Source organism: Alcaligenes sp. 1735tsa3, from assembly GCF_024134565.1.
GTDB lineage: Bacteria > Pseudomonadota > Gammaproteobacteria > Burkholderiales > Burkholderiaceae_B > Alcaligenes > Alcaligenes phenolicus.
This window is the reverse complement of record NZ_CP099862.1, coordinates 3,774,443-3,799,852: the sequence shown is the minus strand read 5'-3', so window position 1 is coordinate 3,799,852 and position 25,410 is coordinate 3,774,443. Positions and strand designations below refer to the sequence as shown.

At 57.3% G+C, this 25,410-nt stretch carries 24 protein-coding genes; 16 read left to right on the top strand and 8 right to left on the bottom strand.

All coding sequences use genetic code 11. The annotated features are described in order from the left end of the window. Window positions 1-90: 90 nt before the first annotated feature. The 3 genes from NIZ92_RS17540 (at window position 91) to NIZ92_RS17530 (ending at window position 3,168) form a co-directional block, all read left to right on the top strand. The gene (locus NIZ92_RS17540; RefSeq protein WP_035270589.1) at window positions 91-528 is read left to right on the top strand and encodes a tripartite tricarboxylate transporter TctB family protein; all 438 of its coding nucleotides are present in this window, start codon (window positions 91-93) and stop codon (window positions 526-528) included. Next, the gene (locus NIZ92_RS17535; protein WP_009463441.1) at window positions 525-2,048 is read left to right on the top strand and encodes a tripartite tricarboxylate transporter permease; all 1,524 of its coding nucleotides are present in this window, start codon (window positions 525-527) and stop codon (window positions 2,046-2,048) included. Before NIZ92_RS17540 ends, NIZ92_RS17535 begins: the two co-directional genes overlap by 4 nt. Window positions 2,049-2,127: 79 nt before the next feature. Further along, window positions 2,128-3,168, top strand: coding sequence for an AbrB family transcriptional regulator (locus NIZ92_RS17530; protein ID WP_035270197.1), 1,041 nt, complete (start codon window positions 2,128-2,130; stop codon window positions 3,166-3,168). A 91-nt stretch (window positions 3,169-3,259) separates the two neighbouring features. On the opposite strand, the gene NIZ92_RS17525 is transcribed toward NIZ92_RS17530, so the two are convergent. The 6 genes from NIZ92_RS17525 to NIZ92_RS17500 form a co-directional block, all read right to left on the bottom strand. Further along, complete coding sequence (locus NIZ92_RS17525; RefSeq protein WP_035270198.1) at window positions 3,260-3,787, bottom strand: pyridoxamine 5'-phosphate oxidase family protein; 528 nt, start codon at window positions 3,785-3,787, stop codon at window positions 3,260-3,262. Window positions 3,788-3,823: 36 nt separating this feature from the next. Further along, entirely contained in the window at window positions 3,824-4,372 is a 549-nt protein-coding gene (gene sodC / locus NIZ92_RS17520) for a superoxide dismutase family protein (protein ID WP_009463437.1), read from the bottom strand. 141 nt (window positions 4,373-4,513) lie between these two features. Further along, entirely contained in the window at window positions 4,514-5,416 is a 903-nt protein-coding gene (locus NIZ92_RS17515) for a LysR family transcriptional regulator (protein ID WP_226348281.1), read from the bottom strand. Between the two features lie 245 nt (window positions 5,417-5,661). Continuing rightward, window positions 5,662-6,723, bottom strand: coding sequence for a carbon-nitrogen hydrolase family protein (locus tag NIZ92_RS17510; protein WP_254002353.1), 1,062 nt, complete (start codon window positions 6,721-6,723; stop codon window positions 5,662-5,664). A 19-nt stretch (window positions 6,724-6,742) separates the two neighbouring features. Next, window positions 6,743-8,590 (bottom strand): cation acetate symporter, encoded by a 1,848-nt coding sequence (locus tag NIZ92_RS17505; protein ID WP_254002352.1) that lies wholly within the window; start codon window positions 8,588-8,590, stop codon window positions 6,743-6,745. 10 nt (window positions 8,591-8,600) lie between these two features. Next, on the bottom strand, window positions 8,601-8,939 hold the full coding sequence (locus NIZ92_RS17500) for a DUF485 domain-containing protein (protein ID WP_060185399.1): 339 nt from the start codon (window positions 8,937-8,939) through the stop codon (window positions 8,601-8,603). Between the two features lie 198 nt (window positions 8,940-9,137). Between NIZ92_RS17500 and NIZ92_RS17495 the strand changes: the two genes are divergently transcribed. From NIZ92_RS17495 to NIZ92_RS17485, 3 genes are all read left to right on the top strand, one after another. After that, window positions 9,138-9,644: an RNA polymerase sigma factor gene (locus NIZ92_RS17495; RefSeq protein WP_254002351.1), complete on the top strand. Its 507-nt coding sequence runs from the start codon at window positions 9,138-9,140 to the stop codon at window positions 9,642-9,644. Window positions 9,645-9,722: 78 nt separating this feature from the next. Next, a complete protein-coding gene (locus NIZ92_RS17490) occupies window positions 9,723-10,709 on the top strand; it encodes a FecR family protein (RefSeq protein WP_254002350.1) in 987 nt (328 codons plus the stop codon). A 300-nt stretch (window positions 10,710-11,009) separates the two neighbouring features. Further along, a complete protein-coding gene (locus NIZ92_RS17485) occupies window positions 11,010-13,415 on the top strand; it encodes a TonB-dependent siderophore receptor (RefSeq protein WP_083054802.1) in 2,406 nt (801 codons plus the stop codon). 57 nt (window positions 13,416-13,472) lie between these two features. On the opposite strand, the gene NIZ92_RS17480 is transcribed toward NIZ92_RS17485, so the two are convergent. Next, window positions 13,473-14,237 (bottom strand): class I SAM-dependent methyltransferase, encoded by a 765-nt coding sequence (locus tag NIZ92_RS17480; protein WP_254002349.1) that lies wholly within the window; start codon window positions 14,235-14,237, stop codon window positions 13,473-13,475. Between the two features lie 234 nt (window positions 14,238-14,471). Between NIZ92_RS17480 and NIZ92_RS17475 the strand changes: the two genes are divergently transcribed. Beyond that, window positions 14,472-15,101 carry a methyltransferase gene (locus NIZ92_RS17475; RefSeq protein WP_254002348.1) on the top strand — a complete coding sequence of 210 codons (630 nt, stop codon included), beginning with the start codon at window positions 14,472-14,474 and terminating at the stop codon, window positions 15,099-15,101. A gap of 144 nt (window positions 15,102-15,245) precedes the next feature. On the opposite strand, the gene NIZ92_RS17470 is transcribed toward NIZ92_RS17475, so the two are convergent. Beyond that, window positions 15,246-15,569 carry a hypothetical protein gene (locus tag NIZ92_RS17470; RefSeq protein ID WP_254002347.1) on the bottom strand — a complete coding sequence of 108 codons (324 nt, stop codon included), beginning with the start codon at window positions 15,567-15,569 and terminating at the stop codon, window positions 15,246-15,248. 445 nt (window positions 15,570-16,014) lie between these two features. On the opposite strand from NIZ92_RS17470, the gene NIZ92_RS17465 reads away from it, so the two are divergent. The 9 genes from NIZ92_RS17465 to NIZ92_RS17425 all read left to right on the top strand — a co-directional run bounded on the left by NIZ92_RS17465 (window position 16,015) and on the right by NIZ92_RS17425 (window position 25,348). Continuing rightward, on the top strand, window positions 16,015-17,553 hold the full coding sequence (locus NIZ92_RS17465; RefSeq protein ID WP_254002346.1) for a ShlB/FhaC/HecB family hemolysin secretion/activation protein: 1,539 nt from the start codon (window positions 16,015-16,017) through the stop codon (window positions 17,551-17,553). A 51-nt stretch (window positions 17,554-17,604) separates the two neighbouring features. Further along, a complete protein-coding gene (locus NIZ92_RS17460) occupies window positions 17,605-19,557 on the top strand; it encodes a DUF2341 domain-containing protein (protein ID WP_254002345.1) in 1,953 nt (650 codons plus the stop codon). 9 nt (window positions 19,558-19,566) lie between these two features. Then, window positions 19,567-19,980, top strand: coding sequence for a biopolymer transporter ExbD (locus NIZ92_RS17455; RefSeq protein WP_009461843.1), 414 nt, complete (start codon window positions 19,567-19,569; stop codon window positions 19,978-19,980). A gap of 19 nt (window positions 19,981-19,999) precedes the next feature. Next, window positions 20,000-20,719, top strand: a complete 720-nt coding sequence (locus NIZ92_RS17450; RefSeq protein WP_254002344.1) for a TonB family protein — start codon at window positions 20,000-20,002, stop codon at window positions 20,717-20,719. 42 nt (window positions 20,720-20,761) lie between these two features. After that, window positions 20,762-22,480: a putative porin gene (locus NIZ92_RS17445; protein ID WP_254002343.1), complete on the top strand. Its 1,719-nt coding sequence runs from the start codon at window positions 20,762-20,764 to the stop codon at window positions 22,478-22,480. 3 nt (window positions 22,481-22,483) lie between these two features. Continuing rightward, window positions 22,484-23,197, top strand: coding sequence for a DNA repair protein (locus NIZ92_RS17440; RefSeq protein WP_254002342.1), 714 nt, complete (start codon window positions 22,484-22,486; stop codon window positions 23,195-23,197). Between the two features lie 32 nt (window positions 23,198-23,229). Beyond that, window positions 23,230-23,763, top strand: coding sequence for a YbjN domain-containing protein (locus tag NIZ92_RS17435; protein ID WP_035270209.1), 534 nt, complete (start codon window positions 23,230-23,232; stop codon window positions 23,761-23,763). Between the two features lie 14 nt (window positions 23,764-23,777). Next, complete coding sequence (locus NIZ92_RS17430; protein WP_254002341.1) at window positions 23,778-24,758, top strand: peptidylprolyl isomerase; 981 nt, start codon at window positions 23,778-23,780, stop codon at window positions 24,756-24,758. Between the two features lie 119 nt (window positions 24,759-24,877). Continuing rightward, window positions 24,878-25,348, top strand: a complete 471-nt coding sequence (locus NIZ92_RS17425) for a hypothetical protein (RefSeq protein WP_254002340.1) — start codon at window positions 24,878-24,880, stop codon at window positions 25,346-25,348. The last annotated feature ends 62 nt before the right edge of the window (window positions 25,349-25,410 follow it).

Here is a 25,410-nt window from a genome sequence, read left to right as displayed (position 1 = left end):
TTACGGTACTCCCGGCCGGTTTGCGCCGGGAGTGCCGCCTGTCTGCCCCGTCGTCCATGGCGGGTGAATCCGGAGATTCCAATCATGACGCTGAATGATCGCGTACTAGGCGTGGGTGCGCTGGTGCTCGCTGCCTTGATCACCGCTTTTGGCTACGACCTAGAGCCGCCTTTTTCCTATGAGCCTGTTGGCCCCAAGGCCTTCCCTTTATTGCTGGCCTTGATCATTGCTTTATGCGGGCTGCGCCTGATTATCAAAGGTGGTGGGACTGTGCCTGCCAACCCCAGTGGAGCCAATGGCCGCATCTTGATGATGGTGGCCTACCTGGCGGCTTATGCCTGGCTGTTTCAGTGGCTGGGTTTCATCATTGCCACCACGCTGATGGCTACCTTGGTAGGCCGTTTGTTTGGCGGTAGCTGGAAGCAGGCCCTGATTGGCGGGCTGGCGATGGGAGTGGGGCTGTTTCTGCTATTTGATTTGGGCTTGGATGTGGTTCTGCCCTACGGCATCCTGGGAGAGTGGTTATGAGCTCGATTCTTGATTATTTGAGCGTAGGCTTTGGCGTTGCTTTTTCTGCCCAGAATCTGCTGGTCGCCGCGATTGGCGCTTTTATCGGCACCATTGTGGGCGTGTTGCCTGGGCTGGGGCCGATTAATGGTGTAGCCATGCTGGTGCCGATTGCCTTTGCCATGAAGCTGCCCCCGGAGTCTGCTCTGATCCTGCTGGCCGCTGTGTATGTGGGTGCAGAGTATGGTGGTCGTATTACCTCCATTCTGATCAATGTGCCCGGTGAAGCGGCAGCGGTCATGACGACGCTGGACGGTTATCCGCTGGCGCGCAAAGGTTTGGCCAGTGTGGCTTTGTCCCTGTCGGCTTTTTCCTCGTTCATCGGGTCCACCATTGCCATCTGCGGTATTGTGCTGCTGGCTCCCATGCTGGCGGGCTGGGCGGTTGCCTTTGGCCCGGCCGAGTATTTTGTGCTGATGGTGTTTGCCTTTTGTGCGCTGACCAGTTTGTTGGGGGATGAGCCAGTCAAAGGTATCCTGGCCGCTATGCTGGGCCTGTTCATTTCTACGGTGGGAGTGGACGCCAACTCGGGGGTATATCGGTACAGCTTTGATATTCCGAACCTGGCAGATGGCATTGATTTTGTTGTTGTCGTGATTGGTTTGTTTGCTGTGGCAGAGATGTTGCAGATGCTGGAAAACCTGTTGGGTGGCGTGTCGATCGAAGTACCTAAAAGCAAGCGCAAGCTCTTTAACCTGAAAGAGCTGGGCATGACCTGGTGGAGCACCGTGCGTGGTGGCGTGATGGGTTTTTTTATCGGTATCCTGCCCGGTGCCGGGGCCAGTGTGGCCTCTGCGGTGGCCTACGCCAATGAGAAAAAATATATCGAAGGCAAAGATCCCAATGCCATGTTTGGCCAGGGCGATATGCGTGGCCTGGCTGCGCCAGAGGCGGCCAATAACAGTGCTGCAACCGGCTCCTTCATTCCCATGCTGACACTGGGCGTGCCAGGCTCTGGAACAACGGCGGTCATGATGGGTGCCCTGACGCTGTACAACATCACGCCGGGGCCAGTGTTGTTTGAGTCGCAGCCACAGATTGTGTGGGGTTTGATCGCCTCCTTGATGGTCGCCAACGTCATGCTGTTCTTGATGAACGTGCCCATGGTGCGGGTCTTTGCCTCCATGCTGGCTATTCCTCCGCGCCTGTTGGTGCCTGGTATTTTGGCGATCAGCTATATCGGGGTCTATGCCATCAATGGCACGAGCTTTGATCTGCTGCTGGTCGTTGGTATCGGCGTTCTGGGCTACTTCCTGCGCAAGATGAACGTGCCCATGGCACCGATGGTGCTGGGAGTGGTTCTGGGCAATATGATGGAGCAGAATCTGCGTCGCGCGCTGTCCATCACGAACGGTGAAATCGGTATTCTGTTCGAGAGCAAAGTTTCAATTGCCTTGTGGATCGCGGCCGTTTTGGTTAGTGTAGGTCCGATCGTGCTGCGTCGTATTGCAGGGCGCAAGCAACTGCACGACGAGACATAAATAGGGGGACCCCACCGCCTCGGTGGGGCTTTTATCGGGAGAAATCGCCAGGCTGCGGCCTGGCCTTGTTGTTTTTGTTATGGCTATCTGGTTTCGAATTGCCCTGGGTTTTGGGGTAGCCCTGCTTGGTGCCCTGGTGGCCAGTTGGCTAAGTATGCCTTTGCCCTGGATGTTGGGTGCCCTGATCTTGACGGCAGCTACCAAAATGGCAGGCAGTCCGGGGGCCTGCATGCCGCTGGCACGCAATGCAGGTCAATGGGTTATTGGGACATCCCTGGGGCTGTATTTCACCCCAGCCATGGTGCATCTGATTGGCAGTAATGCTCTGTTTATCGTGATGGGCATGGTGTTTGCGCTGGTCTTGTGCTGCATAGGCACATTCATGCTGACCCGTTATGCCGGTACGGATCTGCGTACTGCCTGGTTTGCCAGTGCAGTAGGGGGAGCCAGTGAGATGACGGGGCTGGCGGAGCGTTATGGCGCACGTCCGGATCTGGTCGCCTCTGCACATGGTTTGCGGGTGCTGATGGTCGTAGTGATTATTCCCTTCGCGTTCGAGGCTTTGGGCTTTTCGGGGGAGCAGGCGGGAGCTGTCGTACGGCCTGATTTTTTGAACCTTCCTGGCCTGGCTCTGCTGGTGCTGTTAAGCAGTGTGGCCGGCTTCCTCTTTCAAATCTTGCGTTTGCCCAACCCTTGGGTGCTAGGCCCTTTGTTGGTGGTGGCCATTCTTACGTATAACGACATTATTTTGTCGGGCCTGCCGATACAAATTTCCAACTTGGGGCAGCTGTGCATTGGCTGGGCTCTGGGCGACAAGTTCGGGCCGGACTTTTTCCGTCGTGCTCCCAGGTATTTGGGGGTCGCTGCCATCAGTAACCTGATCAATCTGTGCTTGGCGTTTGCCTTCGCCTATGGCCTGTATCGGCTTTCCGATATTGCCTATCCCACGTTGGTGCTTGGCGTCAGCCCAGGCGGCATTGCAGAGATGGCGATTACCGCCAAAGTGCTGCAATTAGGAGCGCCGATGGTGACCTCCTTTCAGGTGGCGCGCATGGTTTGCGTGTTGGTGTTGACCGGACCTTTATATACCCGTCTTGCCCGCTACTTAAAACTGAGTTGAGGGCTGTTCGTATCAGCCTGATGAAAAAAGCCCGGTGTCTGACCGGGCTTTTTTTCTTTTGCATCAAGAAAGGGTAGCTTGCGACAGAGGGTTAGCGGCCAGGCGTGACTTTGCCATGCTCGCCGATCTCGGTCAGGCGTTCGCCCATTAGCGTGGCTTTCAGCATTTTTCCGGCTTGTGCCAGCTTGCCTTCGCGCACGCTCCAGTACTCCGCACTATCAATATGCACGCACACCAGCGCCAGATCGGGGTCGGTAATACCCTCGGCAAACCAGGCTTCAGTCATGGTGTTCCAGAAGCGTTCTTTCTGGTTCATGGAGTCGACCACGCGGGCCATACCGGACACCGACACATAGGTGTCGCTTTTAGGATCGGCATAGCTGACGTTCACATGCGGATTGGCGCTCAGATTACTGACCGGGTCACTGCTGCGCGACATGAAGAACCATAGCTTGTCATGCTCATAGTCCTCTTGGGTCGAACCCATTTTTGCCTTCTGGGTTGTCATGGGCCAGGCATGGAGTTCGCCATTGGCCGCATGGGTGACGAACATCGCAAAGCGGATGTCCTTGATAATCTCTTGCAGATGTTCAAAGGAAGATTCAATTGTTTCGTTCATGGCATCTCCTTGAGAAGGTTGAAGAGTTAATACTGCTTACTTAATCACCCCGCAAGCAAAGCGTCCGCCACCGCCGCCCAGGGGCGCGGGGTGGTCGGAGTGGTTGTCACCGCCTTCGTGAATCATCAGGGAGCGGCCCTTGATCTGATCCAAGGACTTCAGGCGTGGGGCCAGAACGGGTGTGCTGGCGGTACCGTCAGCCTGTACATACAGGGCGGGCAGGTCGCCCAAGTGGCCGTTGCCCCATGGGAAGCCGTGCTTGCCGGTTTTTGCAGGATCCAGGTGGCCGCCCGCTGCTCCGGCAGGCGTTACCTTGCCGTCTTTTTCGCTGGGGGCGCAGCTGGCGTTCTCATGCACATGGAAGCCATGTACACCGGGTTTCAGGTTTTTCAGGTCTGGCGTGAAAACCAAACCATGCTCTGTCTGACGGACGCTAACCTGGCCGATCTGTTCGCCAGCACCGCTTTCGGTAGCCATATTCATGGGGATGATGACGTCGGCCAGCGAGGGGGCGGATAAAGCAAGGGTGGCGCCTGCGGTGGCCAAGACCATTGCGCATCGCGCTTTGAAGGAAGAAAAACGCATAAGGCTGATTCCTTTGCTGAAATAAAACAGAAGGTTAGATCAGCCTAGCATTGCAGCCGCGCCATGCAGTTAAGAGACGTTTCTCTTTGTCAGTAAAGTCGGCCTGAAAAAGTGCCTGAAAGCGGTGGACCAAGCAAGGGTTTAGTCGGTCCGACAAGGGTAGTCCCGGCCTATCGTCTTTTCCAGAAAACGAGTTACTGCCTTGATGCGGGGCAAGTATTGCAAGTCCCGATGCACTGTCATCCAGATGGTGCGACGTACGGTAACTTGTTCATCCAGCAGCTTGATCATGCCCAGTCGTTCCGGTTTGGCAAAAGAGGGCAGCATGACGATACCTGCACCGGCTGCGGCGGCAAACATCTGGGCAATCATGCTGGAGGACTGAAAAGCCAGCTTGGGCCGGGAGATGATTTCATTAAGCCAGCGCACGGTATCCAGCTGGATCAGGTCGTCCACATAAGAGGCAAAGTGGTGATCCAGCAGGTCGTCCAGATCACAGGGATGACCGTGACGGGTCAGGTACTCGGGAGACGCGTACAGATGTAGCGGAAAGGAGCCCAGGGGCACCACATCAATGGACTTGCCTGCCATGGGAAAAAAACTCAGGAATACATCCGCTTCGCGCCGGTTGACGTGCATTTGCTGGGTCGTGGTAACCAGTTCAATAGCGATCTTGGGGTGTAGCGATGAAAAGCCCTGAAACTCTGCCGCCAGATATAAGGAGGCAATGCCTTCCATGGAGCCGACCCGCACTGTGCCGGAGGGCTCTTTAGGGCGATCCCCCAATTGTTCTGCCAGAGCCACGGCACTGGCTTCCATGGACTCCACATACTCCAGCAAGCCTTGCCCGCCTGCGGTCAGATGCAGACCCTGGTTACTGCGCTCGAAGATGGGCGCGTTAATCGTTTCTTCCAGTCGGCTGATATGACGGCTCAGGGTGGACGGGTCTACCTTCAAACGTCTGGCGGCCGCGCCCAGGGTGCCGCAGCGCGCCACTTCCAGGAAAATTTTCAGATCATGCCAATTGGGATCAATAGGAGACATGGCTACAGCCCTGGACAAGAATATTTGCAAGGCGGGTATCAAATAATGGACGAAACCCGTGCGTATTTTTAAGTCTACTGCGAGCTATCACGGTATAGATCAAGCTTTCAGGGAGTTGCAAATTTGCAATGCACCTTGTGTTGCGGACGGCCTTGTTTAGAAAGAGAAATAGAGGCTGCCATGTACCCCCGAGGCAACGGAAGTACATGGCAGGTACTGCTAGCAGGGTGGGTCAGACGATGGCCTTATTCCTCTATCGTTTCCGAACTGGCTACCTGACCGTCCTGCACGGGCTCACTGCTACGTGATTGTTTACCGCTTGCGCTGTTTGGTCCTCGGAAAGTAGCGGGCGTGATGCGTCGACGATCAATGGACAGATCAAACACATCGAAGCGGTTGTAGTAGCCCACAATGTCGTGGAACTGCTTGGGTTCCACGCAGGCGTTCAAATCAAAAGTGGCATAGGCAATCCCTTCTTCATTTTGCAGAAAGTCGCCTACGGATGCGCCGGTGGGGTCCAGGAACTGGGTTGCCGCGCGCGGGGTGTTTTCCAGCACTTCGCGCGCCTGGGCATCCCCGCCTTCGGTCAGGGCATCAAGCATGGCCTGGTCCATGAAACCGGCATTCAGAATGCCGAAGACTTTGGACTCAAAAGAGTGGCCGCCTGCTCGTATTTTGTTGGCTGCCACATTGTCAAAGTTCTGGCCGGATTGGGGCATGCGGGTCGGCCAGATAGCCGGCCAGGCGGAGATGTGAATCTGCTCGCCCTGGGCCGCCAGTGAGTAGCGGGCCAGCGGGTTGGTGTTCTCCCCGCAGATCAGGGCACCGATGCGGCCAATGCGGGTTTGGCACACGCGCAGACCATGGCCATCGCCCGGAGCCCAGACCATTTTTTCGTAGAAGGTGGGCACCAGTTTACGGTGGTGATTAAGGATGGAACCATCATCGCCAATGATCACATTGGAATTCCAGATGCAGCCTACGCTGGCCTCGGTGCTTTCGCTAAAACCCAGGGATACAAAGATGCCATTGCGCTTGGCAGCGGCACGAATCTGGGCGATTTCCGGGCCATCAATATGGATGCTGTTGGCTGCCATTTTCTTGAACCAGTCGTGGTTGTAAATGGGCGCCCACAGCGCGGCCCAGACTGGAAAACCGGGGATGAAGGCTTCGGGAAAGGTAATCAGCTCGGCACCGTGGCGGGCGGCCTCGTCAATAATGGCAATGGCCTTACGTACCGAGGCGGCCGCGTCCATGTAAACAGAGGCAATATGCGCTGCAGCAACTTGAGTGATTGGAAGTGACATGGTGTGTTTCTCTCTACGTTTAATGAACCGTGGCCTTGGCCACACCTAATCCGGTTTCCCGGCGAACCGACATCTCCACCCACCTGGATTCTGACAAGGCACTGCGGGTGCACAGCGAGAACAGAATCACCAGTAAAAAGCCCAGAGGGATGGAGATAATTCCGGGATTGCGCAAGCTGATCAGGGGCTTGGACAGGCCCACCACGCTGCTTGCATCGGCAGGAATGGCATCTGCCGTGGCCTGGGCTGCGTTGCGTTCAGTGACCAGCTTGTCGCGCAGGGCAGGGTCGCTTGCCGTGTTCAGCTTTTGATTGACGCTGGTGACGGTGGCCAGTGCCGCTTCTTTTTGCAGCAGCGGGTAGCTCATGTTGGGCGATACCAGCACCAGCCCGATGGACAGGATCGTTCCGCCTACTACACCCGCCACCACACCGGCGGTATTGCAGCGTTTCCAGTACAAGGTGCAGACCAGCGCTGGCAGGTTGGCCGATGCGGCAACGGCATAGCCCAGGCCCACCAGATGCGCCACGTTCTGTCCCTTGGCCGCAATACCGGCAGCGATGGAAATCACCGCCATCAGCAAGGTGGCGATACGCGCTGCAATGACCTGTTCGCGCTCGGTGCCTGCACCGTTGCGAATTGCGCCGATATACACGTCATGGGCCAGCGAGGAAGCCGCGGCCAGTGTCAGGCCGGCCACCACCGCCACAATCGTGGCAAAGGACACGGCAGCCACCACGGCCAGCATGAAGTTGCCCATCATGCTCTCCGGCCCCCCACCCAACAGTTGCACCAGCATGGGCGCGGCCAGATTGCCGCCCTTGTCCAGGCCCAGAATTGCGCTGGGGCTGACATTCAGTGCGGCAGAAAAGCCGATCACCACAATGAACAGATGGCACAGGCCGATGGCAAACATGGCGTACAGTGCCGATTTGCGGGCGGCTTGCGCATGTGGCACGGTGAAAAAGCGCATCAGGATATGTGGCATGGCGGCGGTTCCCAGCACCAGTGCCATACCCAGCGAAATCTGTTCGACCGGGTTTTTCAGATACAGGCCCGGTTCCAGAAAGCGCTGTCCGGCTTCGGCCACACCCAGCGAAGATTGCCCCAGGAAATTGATCACATGATTCTGGATGGCGGGGCTGGAAATGACCGAGCCAAAAAACGCTTCCACGTTAAAGCCGTAGGGCGCCCAGGACAGAATCACCAGCACGAAGCAGAAACTGATCAGCAGACCAGCCTTGAGCACTTGCACTGAGGTAGTGGCACGCATGCCACCAAATAACACGTAAATCAGCATCATCAGGCCGACGATGCCAACAGAAACCTCATAGGGAATCCCGATCAGCGCCCGGATAATCACGGCACCGCCCACAATCTGCGGGACCATGTAAAACAGCGCGACCAGAATGCTGGACCCGGCCACAACCAGCTTGGTGGCACGGAAGTTGTTTCGATAGGACAGCACATCGCCCAGCGTGTAGCGACCCAGATTCCGGCAAGGTTCGGCCACCAGAATCAGCACTGGAATGAAGGATACGAAAAAGCCCACCAGATAGCTGATACCGTCCAGACCATATATCGCGATCAGCCCGGAAACGCCCAAAAACGCGGCGGCTGAGAGGTAATCCCCGGCAATGGCCAGCCCATTGAAACGGGCGCTGATACCGCCGCCCGCCGTGTAGAAGTCGCTGGCAGTGGCGTTGCGGCGTGCCGCCAGAAACGTGATGCCCAGCGTGAACAAGAACAAGAAGGCGAATACTGAAAACGTCAGCACCCTGTTGCCTTCATTAACCAAGGTGCTTTCCTGTGCGAGCGCAGCTTCGCTGACAGCCATCAAGGCTGTCGCAAATACTATTTTTTTCATGATGAGCCCCTTAAACGGTCGCGGAGCGCATTGAGAACTGCTGGGATTCTTCTTGTGTTAACTGCTGCACCATCTTGTCCAGGTGACGCAACTGGACGGCATAGCGCCAGGCCACGGCACCCCCCACCAGATACTGGGCGATCAGATACCAGAGCCCGAAATTGGTGGAGTTGCTCAGTTTCAGACGAAAAAGCTCGGGGCTAAGACTGGAAAGAATGGGAACCAGAAAAAAGAAGGCCATGCTGACAAACAACAACCGCAGCACCACGCCTCTTCGCTTGCGTACCAGATCCTGGAATTGAGGCTTTGCGTACAGCGCCTCATAAACCTGGGCAGAGATATCCGCCATGTTTGTCTCCTTTTTTGATTGGATTTGTATTTGCCATTCTTAAGAAGGAGGGCGCGATAGGAAAGCGCCAATGTTGCAAGCCCTCTTGCAAATTTGCAGGATGAGGTGGGATGCCACACTGCAGGGACTTTTCTATATCTAAATGAGAATTATTGTTAATATGCTCGCTTCATTCGACATCCGTCTCTTGTATTTGCCATGTCCCGCCGCCCCACGTCCAAGAAAGGCTGGCTCGCTCATTACAGCGGGCTGATCGGCTCGTGGGCCAAGCGCAGCTCTTTGCCGCAGGACGCGGAAGATGCCGCGCAGGACTCCATTGAAGGCTTGCTGCGCGGCGAACATGCTGCGGCACTGAATCAAAAAGCCTATATGTATCGCAGTGCGCAAAACCAGCTGATCAGTGAGATCCGCCGTCAGTCGCGCCACGACGTGGTGCCTCTACACGATTTGCGAGAGGAGGAGCACCCGGTATGTCTTGGCCCGGAAAGTGATCTGCGCATGGAGCAGCTTAGCCAGGCGTTGCGAGATGCCTTGCAGGAGCTGCCCTTGAAGTGCCAGCAAGTGTTTTTGTGGAACAAAATAGAGGGCTATACGCAAAAGGAAATTGCAGAGAAGCTGGATCTGACGCCCAGCTCGGTGGAAAAATACATGAAGCGGGCATTGCGGCATCTTCAGAAAAAGTTACAAAACTATGCCCCTCATTGATTCCGGATTTCCTTATGCGTAAACGTCTTATCAGTGAAGGGCACGGTTTTGTGCCCTGTGTCCCTGGCGACGCGAGCCATGCCTAAAAACGACAAGCACCCCCCCTCTTATCTGCCCCAAGAGCAAGCGCTGGACTGGTTCTCCAGAGAGCAGCTCGGTGAGCTGACGCCGCAGGAGCAGCGTGAGCGGGATGCGTGGTTGGCGCAGGATCCGGCCAATGAGCGGGAGTACCGTTCCTTGCAGCAGGTCTGGCAGGTGGCGGACCATCTGCCCATGGACGAGATGCGGGAGATCATGAATCGTCCGGCGCAAGAGGTGCCCAACTTTGCGCGTCGACGCTGGGTGTTGGGTACAGGGGCGACGTTTGCCACGGTGGCTGCCGGGGCCTGGTTCAGTCGTTCGATGTGGGCCGAGACACCTGTGTTTACCCAGCGCCTGTTGACCGCACGCGGCGAGCGCAAGCAGCTTGAATTGCCGGATGGTTCGCGTCTGGATTTGAATACGGACACGGAGGTGAACATCGCGTTTTACGCGTCGCGCCGAAACGTGGAGCTGCTGCGGGGCGAGGCCTTGTTTGCGGTGCAGTCCGACAAGAATCGCCCCTTTTCCGTAGACGCGGGTCAGGCTCAGGTGCTGGTTACCGGGACGCAGTTCAATGTGCGTCGAGAGGCGGAGAGTGTCGCCGTGGCTGTGCGCGAGGGCTCGGTGCAGCTTTCCACAGGCCCGTGGTGGCGCCGGGACCGGGCGATGTTATCGGCTGGGCAGGTATCCAGCGCGGTAAACAACAAGGTGATGCCTTTAGCTCAGGAGCGTGTGGAAGCGATTATGGCCTGGCAAGAGGGGCGCATCGTGTTCCGTGATGTGCCTTTGACGACGGTGGCACAGGAGCTGAGCCGCTATCTGGAACACCCCTTGCGGGTGACAGACTCACAGATCACCAAGTTGCGCATTTCGGGCACATTGAGTATTGAGGAACCAGCAGCGGCACTGGATATCCTGCCGGACATCGCGCCAGTACGGGTGGTGCGACAAGCGGATGGCAGCGCTTTGTTGATGGCGCGTTAAGGTTACGGCTCGTTTTGCGTTTGGCAGCAAGCAATAAGCCACGAACCGTGAAGTGCGAATGGTGAACAGCGATTCGAAGACGAACGATGCTGTGCTGTCGAGTTCCGTTGCCAAGCAAGTCGTGCACCACTATTGATACATCTTGTATCAAAAAGAGCAGTGAGAATCATTCCGGAAAATTTTTCGCTACGGCGTCTTACTTATGGGGGCCTGCTTTCCAGATCGGAAACAGGCTAACCCATAGCCTTGGCCAAGGGCGTCTGCGCACCATGCGCGTACTTATTTTTTGGAACTCTGTTCATGCTGGACACGCAAGCAATACCCGCCGCCGCGCGTCGGGGTACGACATCGATTGGTCTTAACGCCCTCGCACTTTCCCTTTTTCTGGCTATTGGTCTGTACGCACCCCATGCCTGGGCGCAGGAAACGCCGGTGGCGATCAGCATTGCCGCACAACCCTTGGAGGCCGCGCTGGAAAAGCTAGGTGCACAGGCCGGGTTGCAGATTTTCTATCTGCCTGACGCGGTTAAAGGGATTGCGGCTCCCCCTGTGTCCGGCAGTCTCACGGCAGATCAGGCCTTAAGTCGCTTGCTGGCAGGCACGGGTCTGGAATTTCGACGTAAGGGCAAGAATGTGTCCCTGACCCGCCCGGTGCAGGGCGAGACGACGCAGCTGGCTCCGGTTCGTGTGGTGGGGCGTGATCTGTCTACTGAAGGCTCGGGCTCCTATGCCGTTCAGGCGACCACGGCGGCAACAGGTTTGCGTCTGTCACCACGCGAGACCCCGCAGTCCGTCAGTGTGATTACACGCCAGCAGATGGAAGATATGAATTTGACTACGCTGGGCGAGAGCTTTAAGACCGTCACGGGGATTGCAACGTCCATGTCGGATATTGACCGCACCGATATTCATTCGCGTGGTTTCTATATCGACACTTACCAATACGATGGGGTGTCTATTGCCACACAGAATGATTTCTTCGGAACTTCCAACTTTGATCCCATTCTGTACGACCGCATCGAGATAGTGCGTGGTGCTACCGGCTTGATGACGGGGGCGGGCAATCCTGGGGCTTCGGTGAATATCGTGCGCAAACGCGCGACCAGCGATGTGTTTACCGGCACCGCCTCTGTTGGCATAGGCTCTTGGGATCATCACCGGGGCACGATTGATCTATCTACGCCCTTGAACAAGGACGGTACCGTGCGTGCCCGCGTGGCAGGGATGATGGAGGAGCGCGACTCGTATATCGACCGTTACCACACGCGCAATCGTGCCTGGTTAGCGACTGCGGAAGCGGATCTGACGCCTGACACGACTGTGCGGGTTGGAGTAGAGCATCAGGCCAAACGTCCGACGGGCGTGACCTGGGGCGGTCTGCCTACGCTGGATAACAAGGGCGGGGATCTGGATTGGCGTCGCTCTTTCAGTGTCGGTGCAGATTGGACACGCTGGGATACGACTAGCAATACCTTCTACGCGGGCATAGACCATCGCTTTTCCAATGGCTGGTCCTTGAAAGCCAATGTCAGCCGTCTGGAGAGCGAGTACGACTCCAAGCTGGTGTATTTGATGGGCCACCCTGATCCTGTCACCGGCTTGGGCATGACGTCCTTGCTGAACAACTCGCATCAGGAGTTCGATCAGAACAGCGCCTCGCTGGAACTGAGCGGGCCATTTAATGCCTTCGGCCAGGAGCATGAGGCTTTTGTGGGAGTGATGGGCAGCAAGTCCAACTACCGTTATGGCAACCATGCTCCGCAAGGCAATACGCCAGTGGGTAATGTCTTTGAATGGGACGGCTCCTATCCCGAGCCGGTATGGGGGAGTTTTCAGCCGTTGGGCGAACAGGAAACGCGCCAGAATGCGGTCTATGGCGCTCTGCGCCTGTCCTTGAGCGATTCCCTGAAGCTGATTGTGGGGGGTCGACAAACCAATTGGAAGCGCGAGTCCGGCAATGACACCATGAACCATCATGTATTCACGCCGTACGCTGGCCTGCTGTACGACTTCAACGATAACTTCACGGCTTATCTCAGCTACACGGATATCTTTCAGCCCCAGACCTATCGTGATGCCAGTGGCGGCTTTCTGGACCCGGTGCAGGGCAAGAGTTATGAGCTGGGTCTGAAATCCGAGCACTTTGATGGCAAGCTCAACACTTCGCTGGCATTGTTTCGTATCGAGCAGGACAATGTGGCCGAAAAAGACGGTGACAGGACTGTACCTGGCTCCAGCGATTTTGCTTATCGGGGGGCCAAGGGCGTGACTAGCGAGGGCTTCGAGCTACAGGCTTCGGGTGAAATTCAACCTGGCTGGCAGGTGTCCGCAGGCTTTGCACGTAATCTGGTGCGCAATGCTGAGGGTGGTCCTTTTAAAACTTCTGAACCGCAGAACCTGGCGCATTTGCAAACTTCCTATATCGTGCCGGGTACCGAAGGGAAGTTGACGGTAGGCGGCGGTGTGCAATGGCGCAGTCATGTTTATGTGGATAGAACTGTGGCGCCAAATCTTAGCGCACGACGCGAGCAAGGTTCCATTTTGCTGGCCAACTTGATGGCGCATTACCGCTTCTCGCCTAGCTTGTCGGCCCAGTTGAACGTGAATAATCTGTTCGACAAAAAGTATGTAGACCTGACGGAAGACTCTCAGGGCTTTTACGGTGCACCGCAGAAGATAATGCTGACGATGAAGTACCAGTTCTAAAACAAAAGCCCTGGTCTGATGCCAGGGCTTGATATTGCGAAGCAGAGGTTTGTGGAATCAGTCCTCTGCTTCCACCTCTTCCACGGACAGCAGCTCCTGGTGGTCGAAGTACAGATGGGAGCTGATTACGGGCGAGGAGTCGTCGGCCTGTGCACTTAGTTCCAGACAATCGCCGGACAGATAAAGATCAGTCAGCCGAGCGGGCTTGCCATTCATCCAGATTTTCCCGCTGATATCCTGATAACGCTGCTTGAGCTGCAAGCGATAGTCCGTCCCGTCCAGACCTTCCCATTCCCATTCGCCTGCCACCTGCGCGGGCACAATCCATTTGTAGATTTTGATGCCGCCTACATGCAGGATCTCGTCGGCTTCCCAGTCTCCCATATCAAAGGCGTGCGACACAATGCGCGCACCGGGTCGCAGCTCCTGCAACAAGCGTGGGCGCAGGATGGCATTGATGGTGTCCATCAAGTACAGCGTCACGATGGTGGCCTGGCTGAAGTCTGCGGTAAACAGATCCTCTTCCACAAAGTCCACCAGATACTCCACGCCGGCATGGCCGGCTTGCTCCATGGCATCGGCAACGCGCAGCGGGTCCAGTTCGACGCCTATGCTGGTGCAGTGGTACTTTTTGGCGGCCGCAATAACAATGCGCCCATCGCCACAGCCCAGGTCATACAAGACGTCCTTGCGCCCGGTTTGAGCCAGTTGAAGCATGGTGTCGATGACGCGGTCGTCGCTGGGGACGAAGGGTACGTCCAGAAAAATGTCAGGTTCCACGATGGAATGGTCGTCAAGGTCTTTAATCAGGTCTTTGAACAATAGCGGTCCTTATCAATGGTGTTAGGCGAAAATTCGTTTAAATTCGGCTATCTATAGTTTAAACCACAGCAAAATAAGCCAAAATTCGCTTTTTGTGTGGATATGGACGATCATCAGTCTATGTCAGACTTATATGGCTCGACCTCATCCACGCCCGCCAAGTTAAAAACCCGTCTCCAGCATATACGAATCTCGCCCAGAGAATCGTTACGTATTCGTTCCTTGGCCGATCACATGCAATATGCTGACCCGTTGGGACATGCACAGTCTCTGGGCATAGGCCCGGCTGTCTGGCCCTTGTTCGGCCTGGTGTGGCCGTCCAGCATCCAGCTGGCGCGCAAATTGAAAAATCGTCCCATTCGGGCGGATGAAAGCATTCTGGAACTGGGCTGCGGATTGGGCCTGACCAGTCTGGTGATGCATAAACGTGGCGCGCAAATCCACGCCAGCGATTGCCATCCCATGGTGCCGCATTTCCTGAAGCTGAATCAGGCTTTGAATGGCTTGTCCGATCTGCCGTATGTCCATGCCCAGTGGGGGGAGCAATCTTGCCCTGATTTATTGGCTTCTTTGGGGCTGAAACCCGCCCGGCAGCGTTATGACCTGATCGTGGGCAGTGACCTGTTGTATGAAGGGAATACGCCCGCCCAATTAGCCCAACTGGTAGACCAGCGTGCGAAGAAACAGGCCGAAGTCTGGGTGGTAGACCCGGACCGGGGGCATCGCAACAAATTTACTCAGGAAATGTCGCGCTACGGTTTTGAGCTGGTACGACAGGTCTGCTTGCGCGATCACCCCATTTTGATGCCCGAAGGCAAGGAGGTGTCTTACAAGGGGCGTTGTTTGCAGTATCAGCGCAGTTAGAAAAAACACATCATCTCAGGCTTTTTTACCAGAGGGGCTGGAGTCAGTCAGCGCTAGCAGAAGCCCCACACAAATCGGACAGGGGACCGATTTGTGTGGGGCTTTTTTATATTCAAACAGGTTTGCTTGGGGCCGGCTGCTTTCTCAGGGATTCGGCGGCGCAAAAGGCGAAGGCGCTGATGGCCGTGGCGGTCGTTGCGGATAAGCCGAGGTCCCGAAGTTCGAGCCCATGCGATTGCTGCTTGTTGCCGGATTGACCAAACCCATTGCATTCGGGCCTTTCTGGATGATGGCTTCAGACCCTAGTCCTAGCGCGCCGGGTGTTGGGCCTGCTTTGGGCTGCATTTGCTGGCTCAAGCAATCGTAGGACAGGGCCGCCTGTCCATCCACTACTACACTGACACAGCCGGGAGACACATCGGACGGGGGCCTTTTTGCGCCTTCAGTCTGCGCGTTTTCCTGGGCCATGCTGCCTGCCTGAACCAAAAACAATAAGAACAAAAGGAGAGGGCGCATAGGGTGGTGCCAATAAAAAGAAGTCACACCATAACGGCGTTCGGGTTCCACACACCCTAGCGCAAGCCTTCACTTTTCTGGGTGAAGTTTTCATGACAAAGGCGGCGTATTTTGCCGCTGTCATGGGGGCAGGCACATCGTGCCGTTGGGGACGAGTCTTCCTGTTTGGCCCCCGCAGTCCAGAAAGAATTATGAAGTTTTTGTTACAAACGAAAGTTTTCGATTTCTGCTGCGTCTAGATGTCAACGAGTCGCGCGGCGTGTCGTCCCAGCAGGGGCACACCGACACAGCGCTCATCAGATTGAGGATCGGAAGCATCGTGATGCCAGCAGAAATTTCAGGGCGCAACGTCCGTTTGTCCGGGTGGAGGGGCCACCCCTTTTGTGCTGCGCCAGTGATGGCGCTGGCTTTGTTGCTGCCTCATAGTGCCTTTGCGCAGGCTCAGGGCAAGGTCAACATCAATGAATACATTGTGCGTGGCAATACCGTGCTGGATGCCCGCAGCATTGAAAAAGCGGTCTACCCCTTTTTAGGCCCCGAGCGCAGCCTTGAGGATATTGAAAAAGCGCGCGACGCCTTGCAGGAAGTCTATAACGCGCAGGGCTATCAGTCGGTTTACGTGGACCTGCCCGAGCAGGCCGTGGCCGATGGCGTGGTGTTTTTCCAGGTCACGGAAACCAAGGTAGGCCGTGTGCGCGTGGTCGGTGCTGAACATTATTCGCCGCTGGCCATTCGTGACGGCGTGCCGTCCTTGCAAGAAGGTCAGGTGCCGGATTTCAGCAAGGCGCAGGCGGAACTGGCGGAGCTCAATCGCGGCGCCAGTCGCCAGGTCATGCCCATGGTGAAAGAGGGGCGTGTGCCCGGCACCATGGACGTGGATCTGCGCGTTGACGACAAAAGCCCCTGGAGTGCCAGTGTGGGCTTGAACAATGATTACAGCGCCGACACCAGCAAGCTGCGCGGCATGGTCACCCTTGGCCACGACAATCTTTGGCAAAGCGGCCATACCTTCTCCCTGACCTACTTCACGGCTCCGCGTGATATGCAGGATGCCAAGGTCTGGTCGGCGGCCTACACCATGCCTTTGTCCCCGCGCTGGAGCCTGGCGTTCTCTGGCTACAAGTCTGACAGCGATGTCTCGACTGTTGGCGGCACCAATGTGCTGGGCAAGGGCCAGTCCTACGGCATTCATGCCACCTACACCTTTCCGCAGTCCGGCTCCTGGTATCACACCGCCTCGATTGGCATGGACTACAAGGATTTTGAAGAGCAAACCCGTTTTGGTGAGATCAGTGACCGCGTGCCGCTGACGTATCTGCCCTTCACGTTGGCCTACAACGGCTACCGCTATACCGAAGACTCGCAAACCAGTGTCGGCCTGACCTTGACGGGCGCCAGCCGCAGCCTGTTTGGCCTGAACAGCGAATGGGAAGAGTTCGACTACAAGCGCTGGATGGCCAGCCCCAGTTTCATGGTGTTCAAGGGCGATCTGAACCACACCGAAACTTTTGCCAAAGACTGGCAGGCCTATGGCCGAGTGGGCTTTCAGATTGGTTCAGGCGCTCTGGTTTCCAACGAACAATTTTCGGCCGGTGGCGCGACCAGCGTGCGCGGTTATCTGGCCGCTGAGCGCAGTGCAGACGATGGCTGGATGGCCAGCGTCGAACTGCGCACCCCCTCGCTGGCCCGCTGGATTGGCCCCTCGGTTAACGAGTGGCGCTTCTACGCCTTCAGCGACGTTGCACGTTTGCGCTTGCGTGACCCCTTGCCTGAGCAGGAGTCCAGCTTTCATCTGGCCAGTGTGGGCATCGGTACGCGTCTGCAAATGTTTGACTGGCTGTCCCTGCATGCCGACTGGGCTTATCCCCTGACGCAAGGCGTCAACACCGAACGACACGATCCGCGTGTGCACTTCAGCCTGCGCGCCTCCTTCTGACCCCCTTAGCCAGAACAATCTGCCTGATTTTGTTCCCGGAGTAATTCGATCATGAAACGCCTTCTTCTTTTGATGCTCGCCATGATGGTGGGCTGGCTACCCGCCGTGGCGCAGGCCTGGTGGCAGCCTGACTGGCAGTACCGCAAGCAAATCTCTGTTGATACTACGCCTGAAGGCGCGGCCATCAGCGAAAACGTAGGCCGCACCCCCTTGCTGGTGCGTCTGCATACCGGCAATTTTTCCTTTGATGGCACCAATGAAAATGGCTCGGACCTGCGCTTTGTGTCCGGTGATGATCAGACCGTGCTGAACCACCAGATCGAGAGCTTTGACCCCTTGATGGGCATGGCGCTGATCTGGGTGGATATTCCTGAGGTGATGGCCAGCCAGAAGCAGGATATCTGGATGTACTACGGCAACGAGAAAGCCCCGGTGGCTTCCAACGGCCAGATTATCTTTGATCCCAACTACACCCTGGTCTACCACTTTGATGGCGCCGCTGGTGCGCCTTCGCGTGACAGTACGGCGTACACCAACCACGCTCAAACAGCCCCAGCGGGCGTGATTGACGGCGTGTCCGGACGTGCCGCCCAGTTTGTGGGTACAGCGCCCTTGATGCTGCCTGCCAGTCCTTCCCTGGCCGTGCCAGCAGCCGGTGCTTTTTCTTTCAGCGCCTGGGTGCGTGCAGATCAGCCCCAAGGCCAGCAATTGGTCTATGCCCGTCGTGATGGTGCCAACAGCTTTCTGATCGGTCTGGACCAGGGCGTGCCCTTTGTTGAGATCAATGGCCAACGCAGTCCTGCCGGTGCCCCCTTGTCGCCCAGCACCTGGCAGCACCTGGCCGTGACAGCCGATGGCAGCCAAGTGATTCTGTACGTCCAGGGCCGTGCCACGGCTTCCCTGAATGCCAGCCTGCCACCACTGAACACGGTTGCCGCTTTGGGTGGTGATGTCCCCGGCACCTTGCTGGCCGCGCCTGCTCCTGTGGCGGCTGAAGTAGTTGGCGCTGAAGGTGCCACGCCCGGTGCAACTGCCTCTGCCGGTGCCGAGGCCACAGCGCCTGTCACCGCTCCAGTCGCTAACTATGCGCCCTTTGTTGGTGCGATTGACGAGCTGCGCTTGTCCAAGGTTGCCCGACCTGCTGCCCTGATTTACGCCGATGCACTGGCACAAGGAGCCGAGTCTCGCCTGATTGCGTACGGTGCGGATGAAGAGCAGTCCGGCTTCGGTTTCGGTGCTCTGGGCTTTCTGCTGAAAGCCGTCCCGATGGACGCCTGGATTGTGATCGCCGTGCTGGTATTCATGATGTTCCAGTCCTGGGTCATCATGTACCGCAAGAGCCGTCAGGTGGGCCTTGTACAAGAAGCCAACCGTCAGTTCCGTGCTGCATTTGGTGAGTCCGGCGGCAAGCTGGATGCGGTACAGACCGACGCCAAGGCTGAACAGAACTTTGCTCATTCCTCTTTGTGGCGCCTGTACCGCATGGGGGTGAAAGAGCTGCACAACCGTCAGGCCCAAGGCATGAAGGCCTTGTCTCCCAACACCATCGAAGCCATCCGCGCTTCCATGGACGGTGTTCGCACACAGGAAAATCAGGCACTGGGTGCACGTCTGGGCATTTTGTCCAACGCGATTGCCGGTGGCCCTTATATCGGTCTACTTGGCACGGTGCTGGGGATCATGGTGGTGTTCCTGGGAACCGCGATGGCAGGTGATGTGAACATCAATGCAATTGCTCCCGGTATGGCTGCTGCCTTGCTGGCGACTGCAATGGGTCTGTTCGTCGCGATTCCGGCCCTGTTTGGCTACAACCGCCTGATTGGCCGCAATAAAGACGTCAGCGCGGATATGCGTGTGTTTGTGGACGAGTTTGTGACTCGCCTGGCTGAAATCCATGGCCAGAACAGCGCGCCCGGCAAAACCAAACACGACAAGCACGAGGCGGCATTGGCTCAAGGCGCTGACCTTGATCTGGCCCACGCCCAGGCTGCTGGCTCGGCATAAGGAACGGACATGGCAGCCCTACGAGACGACGACGATGACGGCGCAGCCGTTGACGGCATCAACATTACCCCGCTGGTTGATGTGCTGATGGTGGTGCTGGTCATGTTCATCCTGACCGCCACCGCACAAATTTCCGGCATTCAGGTGAATTTGCCCAAGGCCAGTTCCACCGTGTCCCTGGTTCAACCCAAAACCAAAGCCATCTCCGTGAACGAAGCGGGCCAGGTGTTTCTGGATGCCTATCCGGTGACCCTGCCCGAGCTGGAAGACCGCTTGCGTACCGAGAAAGCCCTGAACCCGGATTTCCCGGTCATTGTGCGCGGCGACAGCATTGTGCAGTACCAGAAAGTGGTGGAAGTGCTGGATGTGTTGCGGCGCTTGGAACTGTCCCAGGTCGGTCTGGTGACCGGCAAACCTCAGTAAGTTAATTGGTGTTCTAACGATGTTGCCAAACTCATCCAAACCGCAAGCCAACCAAGGCGCACGCTGGCGTCGGCTGGCCATCAGGGTGCTGGTTGTGGTGCTGGTGGCGCTGCTGGGCTGGTGGGTCTGGAAATGGGCCAACGACATGGCAGGGATCAAGCGCCAGGTGCCCAAAGAGCCCATGTTGATTCCTTTGCCGCCACCGCCTCCTCCGCCGCCCGAACCCGAGCCGCCACCGGAGCCTGAAGAGCCCAAAGAAGAGGAAGTGGTCGAGCCGGAGCCTGAACCCGAGCCTACGCCGGTTGAAGAGCCCCAACCGCAGGATGAAGCGCCACCTACGCCATCGGACGATTTGTCAGACCCGATGCAGATGGACAGCGACGCCCAGGCCGGTACTGACAGTTTCAACATCAGTGCCGGACAGGGACGAGGCATGGGCGGCAGTGGCGGTGGCCGTGCAGGCAATGCCACCTACAGCCAGTACCTAGCCTATGCGCTGCAAAAAATCCTGCGTGAGGACAGCCGCACCCGCAACTTGGTCTACCGCGTTCAGGTGCAGTTGTGGTTGACCGAAGACGGGTCCATTACCCGTGTCGCCCTGGCGCAGTCCTCGGGCGATACCGAGATTGATGAGGCCTTGGTAGCTGCCTTGCGTGAAGTCGGGCGCTTGAGCGAGCGGCCACCGGCGTCGGTAAGCATGCCTATCCGAGCCCAGGTAACGGGTCGTAGGCCCAGTTGATTGTCTGCCTTTTTTGACCGAATGATTTGGAGTGCGCTTTTCATGAAAACCCATCCTAGTCGGCTGGCTTGCGCGGTGGCGCTGGCCTTGACCTGCACCGCTGGCCCTGTGCTGGCTCAGGCGCCATCCCAGAACGCCACCGTTAACCTGATTCGTCTGCTGGTGCAGCAAGGCGTCTTGCCCCAGGCTCAGGCCGATGCCCTGGTGGCTCAGGCCGAGGCGGAAGCGGCCCAGGCTCGTAAAGCCGATATTGGTGCAGCAGGTGCCGCCCAGGCCCGGCCAGGGGATGTGCGTGTCACGTACATCCCGGAGACTGTGCGTGAGCAGATCCGCGAAGAAGTGAAGAATGAAGTGATGTCGCAAGCCAAGGCCGAGAACTGGGCCCAGCCCAACACCTTCCCGGACTGGGTGTCGCGCATCACGGTTGAAGGCGATGTACGCGTGCGTAACGAGTCGCGCCTGATGGATGGCGCGAACAGTAACGAGTTGATCAACTTTGCGAAGTGGAACGACAACGGCCCCATTCCTACCGTGGTCGAAAACAAGCCCTATGGTTTGAAGATTCCTTATCTGAACAGTCGCCAGGATCGCCGCAACCTGTGGCGTATCCGTGCTCGTCTGGGTGTGAAAGCGACGCTGTCCGAGCGTTGGGAGGCCGGTATCCGCCTGGCCACGGGCAGCGATGACAATCCGGTGTCCACTTCCGATACGTTGGGCAACGGCATGGGCAAGAAACACCTGTGGCTGGATCAGGCCTACTTGTCTTACCGTCCTACCGATTGGGCCACCATTGTGGCGGGCCGTGCCTCCAGCCCCTTTGACTCCACGGATCTGCTGTGGTCGTCTGACTTGAATGTCGATGGGATTTCTGCTGCCTTCAAGCACGCGATGTCGGATCGTCCAGTGACCGTCTTTGGCAATCTGGGTGCTTACGCGCTGGAGTACGCCAACACGCCATGGGATCGCAACAGCCTCTCCGAAGGCTCCAGCGAAAACAAATGGCTGCTGGGTGCGCAGATCGGTGCTGAATGGAAGATCAACCAGCGCAACAATCTGCGCGGCAGCGTAGCGTACTACCACTTTGACAATATCGCCGGCCAGCGCTCCAGCGCGTGTACTTTGTACTCGTCCAGCGATGTGTGTGACACAGACTGGTCGCGTCCGGCCTTCATGCAAAAGGGCAATACCGTCTTCCTCTTGCGTGACATCCGTCAGTGGTCGGCAGATCCCAAGAACTGGAACGAATGGCAATACGTGGGCCTGGCCTCCAAGTTCAACTTGCTGGACGTGAACATGCGCTGGGATACCGAAGTCATGAATGGCTTGAACCTGCGTTTGGCCGGTAATTACGTGCGTAACCTGGCTTACGACAGCAACAAGATGGCGGATCGTGCTGGTGGTCTGCACAACATCGCCTCCAACGGTACTTACGATGCTTCCGGTAACCCGATTGGTATCGAAAGCGGCGGCAATGCCTGGATGGTTCAAGCGACCTTGGGCAGCAGCCTGGGCTTGAAGGACAAGGGCGATTGGCTGGCTTTTGCGGGCTACAAGTACATCGAACCGGATGCCATGCCCGATGGCTATAACGATTCTTCCTTCCACTTGGGTGGCACCAATGCACGTGGCTACTTCCTGGGTGCAGGTTATGCCTTCGAGAAGAACGTAACCGGCCATCTGCGCTGGAGCAGCTCCAAGGAAGTCTATGGCGCACCGCTGTCTATCGACATCATCCAGCTTGAACTTAACGCCAGGTTCTAAGCCATGAAGATATTGAATTCATCCTGGAATCAGCGTGGCCGCGCAAGTGGACGCAAGCCGTTTGCCATGACGCTGTGTGCGCTGTTGCTGGCGGGCCTGGGCCAATGGGCTGGCCCAGCCATGGCACAAAAATCGGATATGGAGGAGCGGCTGCGCACGCAGTTGCGCTCCAGCACGCAGCAATTGCAGCAGTTGCAAAGCCAGCAAGCGCAGCTGACGGCTGCCAAGACGGCCGCAGAAACCGAACGTGATGCGGCCCGCAAGGAGGTCGAACAGCTCAAGGCCCGTTTGGACAAGGCCAGCAAGCAGGCGCAAAGCTTGCAAGACGAGCAGGAGGGCATCAAGACCTCTGCGCGTCAGCAAGTGGCGGCAGCGCAATCGCAATTAGGCCGTGCGCGTAACGAGTTTGAAACCTTGCAGGTGCAAGCTCGTGCCACTGAAACGCAACGTGCCAGCCTGGCCACCAGTCTGGCTCAGCGCGAAGAGGAATTGGCGCTGTGTACAGCAAAAAACAAGGAACTGTATGCAGCCGGGAAAGAAATCCTGGCGGCTTACGAACAGTTCAGCACGGGCGATTTGCTCAAGATCCGGCAGCCGCTGGCCGGTTCGGCACGGGTGAAGTTTGACGAACACGCTCAGGCGCTGGGCGACAAGCTTTACGACGGCTTGTACACGCCCGGTGCCACGTCGTCGGAACAGCCGCCCGTCGCGCCCTGAGCCTTATTGATTGATACCCACAAGGAATATGTATGACTGACTCTCAAACCATCCAATCCGTCTCCTTGAAGCAATTGCAGGAGTTGTTGCAACAGATGGGCTATCGCGTGACCGAGTCCGAGCAGGTTGGTAATCGCCAGCTTTTGTCGGCTTCGCAAGGCATTGGTTTTGCGTTGCGCCTGGGTAATCCTGCGCATGAGGCGGACCAGGCACTGGACTACACCTTGAGCTGCGCTTTGCGCGTTCAAGGCGAGATGCCTGCCGGTATTGAATCGGCCTGGAATATTGGCAAGCGTTTTGCTCGCCTGGCGGTACAAGGCGAGTTTCTGGTGCTGGAAATGGATGTGATTGTGGCCGGTGGCGTTGCACCAAGCTACCTGCAAGCTACCGCTGAATTGTGGGACCGCTTGTTGCAGGAATTCCTGCTGTTTTTGCGTCAGCATGCGGCGGCGAATAATGAAGCCCAGAGTGCCGACCAGGGTGAAGCGGTTGCTGTTCAGCCAGAAGTAGCCCAAGAGACTACTGCGCCTGTCGACGCTGAACAAACTGAAGCGGCACAAGCTTGAATCAGGTGAGCACGATGACACACCCCAAATTTCTGCTGCAAAGTGTGCTGGCTCTGAGCCTGTCGGCCCTGTTGGTGGGTTGTGGGAAAAGTGGCGATGCTCAAGCCCAGCAGCCGCAAGCTGCCGGGCAACAAAGCAGCGCTCCGGCATCGAGGGCAAAAAGCAGTGCTGCGACGCCGGCGGTCGCCACGCTGGGACAGGTGGTGGTCAGCCAGGACGAGCTACAGCAGTTCCTGCAGGTTTTGCCCGCTGCCCAGCGTGAAGCCATGCGCAATGATCGCGTGGTGCTGGAGCAGTGGCTACGCAGCCGCCTGGCCGAGAAAGCCGTGGTAGAGCAGGCCAAGGCTCAGGAATGGGACAAGAAGGCCGAGATACGCAGTGCCATTGAAGAAGCGCAGAATCAGGTGATCCTGCGCAGCTATCTGCAATCCGTGTCTGAACCTGCAGCGGATTACCCGTCCGAGCAGGATCTGCAAACGGCTTATCAGGCCAATCAGGATCAGTTCCAGTTGCCGGCCATGTATCGCTTGAGCCAGATCTTTTTAAGCGTGCCGGACAAGGACGAACAGGCTTTGGCGCAAGCGAAGAAACGGGCCGATGCCTGGGTCAAGCAAATGCGCGAAGGCAAGGCGGATTTTGCGGCACTGGCCAAAGAGCATTCGGACGAGAAAATCAGTGCCGAGCGGGGTGGCGACAATGGCTTTTTACCGATGAGCCAGTTGGTGCCTGCCATGCGTGCCACGGTTGCCAAGCTGGAACCGGGCCAACTGAGTGATCCGATTGTGCAGGCCGATGGTGTGCATATTCTGCAGTTGACTGATCTGCGCCCGGCCAGCGTGCGTTCGCTGGAGGAAGTAAAGCCGGCGCTACGTGATGCCTTGCGTCGTCAGCGACAGCAGGAAGCAACGCAGGCCTATGTGGCTGGCATGCTGGATGCCGATACGGTAAGCGTGGATGGCAAGGTGTTGAGTCAGTTGTTGCAGCAGACCCCATAGTCTTGAACCCTGGGGGTGATGCTGGCTGTTTGTACCGGGAAAAATGTTGCAGGCAGCAGGCAGCAGGCAGCAGGCAGCGGGCAGCAGGCCCAGGGGCAGGGCGGGTGAAGGAGAATGGCATGCGATTGTGGCGGATCAGCAGTACGCATTGGGAAAAGCAGCATGAAGCCACGCCGTGGTTCAGTGCCAGAACTTCTTCCATCTCCATCTACCATGCCTCCCCTCTGGCGGCAGTGTGCGCGTATTTATTGCGCCACTGCCTGCCTCATCCAGACCTGATCCCCAGCCACCAGACCCTGCACTCAGTCGGTGTCAGCCAGAATTTGATACGCCGTGCGCAGGTCTCGCGCCACTGGCATTTCAACCTGAAAGAAACGCGCGACCTGACCTTTCGCTGGCGCTTGCTGGCCGACCGGCCTGTGCTGTGTGTGCCTGCCTTGAACGGGGCGAATCAATATTTGATTGATACCCGCTCGCCGCTGATTTCCTTGATTCATCTGTACCGCCAGGATGCTCAGGCGCTGGAGCGCAGCCTGGAACAGATGCGTGAACACCTGCAGGGCTCTACGCCCTGGCTGGTGCTGCGCTAAGGTGGCTTGGCACGTAAAGCGGGCGGGAACTGTCACTATGTTGTCATTGGGGACTTCTACAA

Excerpts from the sequence above, each read along its gene's own strand:
- NIZ92_RS17535 (WP_009463441.1), top strand. The coding sequence starts at position 525 with ATGAGCTCGATTCTTGATTATTTGAGCGTAGGCTTTGGCGTTGCTTTT.
- NIZ92_RS17530 (WP_035270197.1), top strand. The coding sequence starts at position 2,128 with ATGGCTATCTGGTTTCGAATTGCCCTGGGTTTTGGGGTAGCCCTGCTT.
- NIZ92_RS17525 (WP_035270198.1), bottom strand. The coding sequence starts at position 3,787 with ATGAACGAAACAATTGAATCTTCCTTTGAACATCTGCAAGAGATTATC.
- sodC (WP_009463437.1), bottom strand. The coding sequence starts at position 4,372 with ATGCGTTTTTCTTCCTTCAAAGCGCGATGCGCAATGGTCTTGGCCACC.
- NIZ92_RS17515 (WP_226348281.1), bottom strand. The coding sequence starts at position 5,416 with ATGTCTCCTATTGATCCCAATTGGCATGATCTGAAAATTTTCCTGGAA.
- NIZ92_RS17510 (WP_254002353.1), bottom strand. The coding sequence starts at position 6,723 with ATGTCACTTCCAATCACTCAAGTTGCTGCAGCGCATATTGCCTCTGTT.
- NIZ92_RS17505 (WP_254002352.1), bottom strand. The coding sequence starts at position 8,590 with ATGAAAAAAATAGTATTTGCGACAGCCTTGATGGCTGTCAGCGAAGCT.
- NIZ92_RS17500 (WP_060185399.1), bottom strand. The coding sequence starts at position 8,939 with ATGGCGGATATCTCTGCCCAGGTTTATGAGGCGCTGTACGCAAAGCCT.
- NIZ92_RS17495 (WP_254002351.1), top strand. The coding sequence starts at position 9,138 with ATGTCCCGCCGCCCCACGTCCAAGAAAGGCTGGCTCGCTCATTACAGC.
- NIZ92_RS17490 (WP_254002350.1), top strand. The coding sequence starts at position 9,723 with ATGCCTAAAAACGACAAGCACCCCCCCTCTTATCTGCCCCAAGAGCAA.
- NIZ92_RS17485 (WP_083054802.1), top strand. The coding sequence starts at position 11,010 with ATGCTGGACACGCAAGCAATACCCGCCGCCGCGCGTCGGGGTACGACA.
- NIZ92_RS17475 (WP_254002348.1), top strand. The coding sequence starts at position 14,472 with ATGCAATATGCTGACCCGTTGGGACATGCACAGTCTCTGGGCATAGGC.
- NIZ92_RS17470 (WP_254002347.1), bottom strand. The coding sequence starts at position 15,569 with ATGGCCCAGGAAAACGCGCAGACTGAAGGCGCAAAAAGGCCCCCGTCC.
- NIZ92_RS17465 (WP_254002346.1), top strand. The coding sequence starts at position 16,015 with ATGGCGCTGGCTTTGTTGCTGCCTCATAGTGCCTTTGCGCAGGCTCAG.
- NIZ92_RS17460 (WP_254002345.1), top strand. The coding sequence starts at position 17,605 with ATGAAACGCCTTCTTCTTTTGATGCTCGCCATGATGGTGGGCTGGCTA.
- NIZ92_RS17455 (WP_009461843.1), top strand. The coding sequence starts at position 19,567 with ATGGCAGCCCTACGAGACGACGACGATGACGGCGCAGCCGTTGACGGC.
- NIZ92_RS17450 (WP_254002344.1), top strand. The coding sequence starts at position 20,000 with ATGTTGCCAAACTCATCCAAACCGCAAGCCAACCAAGGCGCACGCTGG.
- NIZ92_RS17445 (WP_254002343.1), top strand. The coding sequence starts at position 20,762 with ATGAAAACCCATCCTAGTCGGCTGGCTTGCGCGGTGGCGCTGGCCTTG.
- NIZ92_RS17440 (WP_254002342.1), top strand. The coding sequence starts at position 22,484 with ATGAAGATATTGAATTCATCCTGGAATCAGCGTGGCCGCGCAAGTGGA.
- NIZ92_RS17435 (WP_035270209.1), top strand. The coding sequence starts at position 23,230 with ATGACTGACTCTCAAACCATCCAATCCGTCTCCTTGAAGCAATTGCAG.
- NIZ92_RS17430 (WP_254002341.1), top strand. The coding sequence starts at position 23,778 with ATGACACACCCCAAATTTCTGCTGCAAAGTGTGCTGGCTCTGAGCCTG.
- NIZ92_RS17425 (WP_254002340.1), top strand. The coding sequence starts at position 24,878 with ATGCGATTGTGGCGGATCAGCAGTACGCATTGGGAAAAGCAGCATGAA.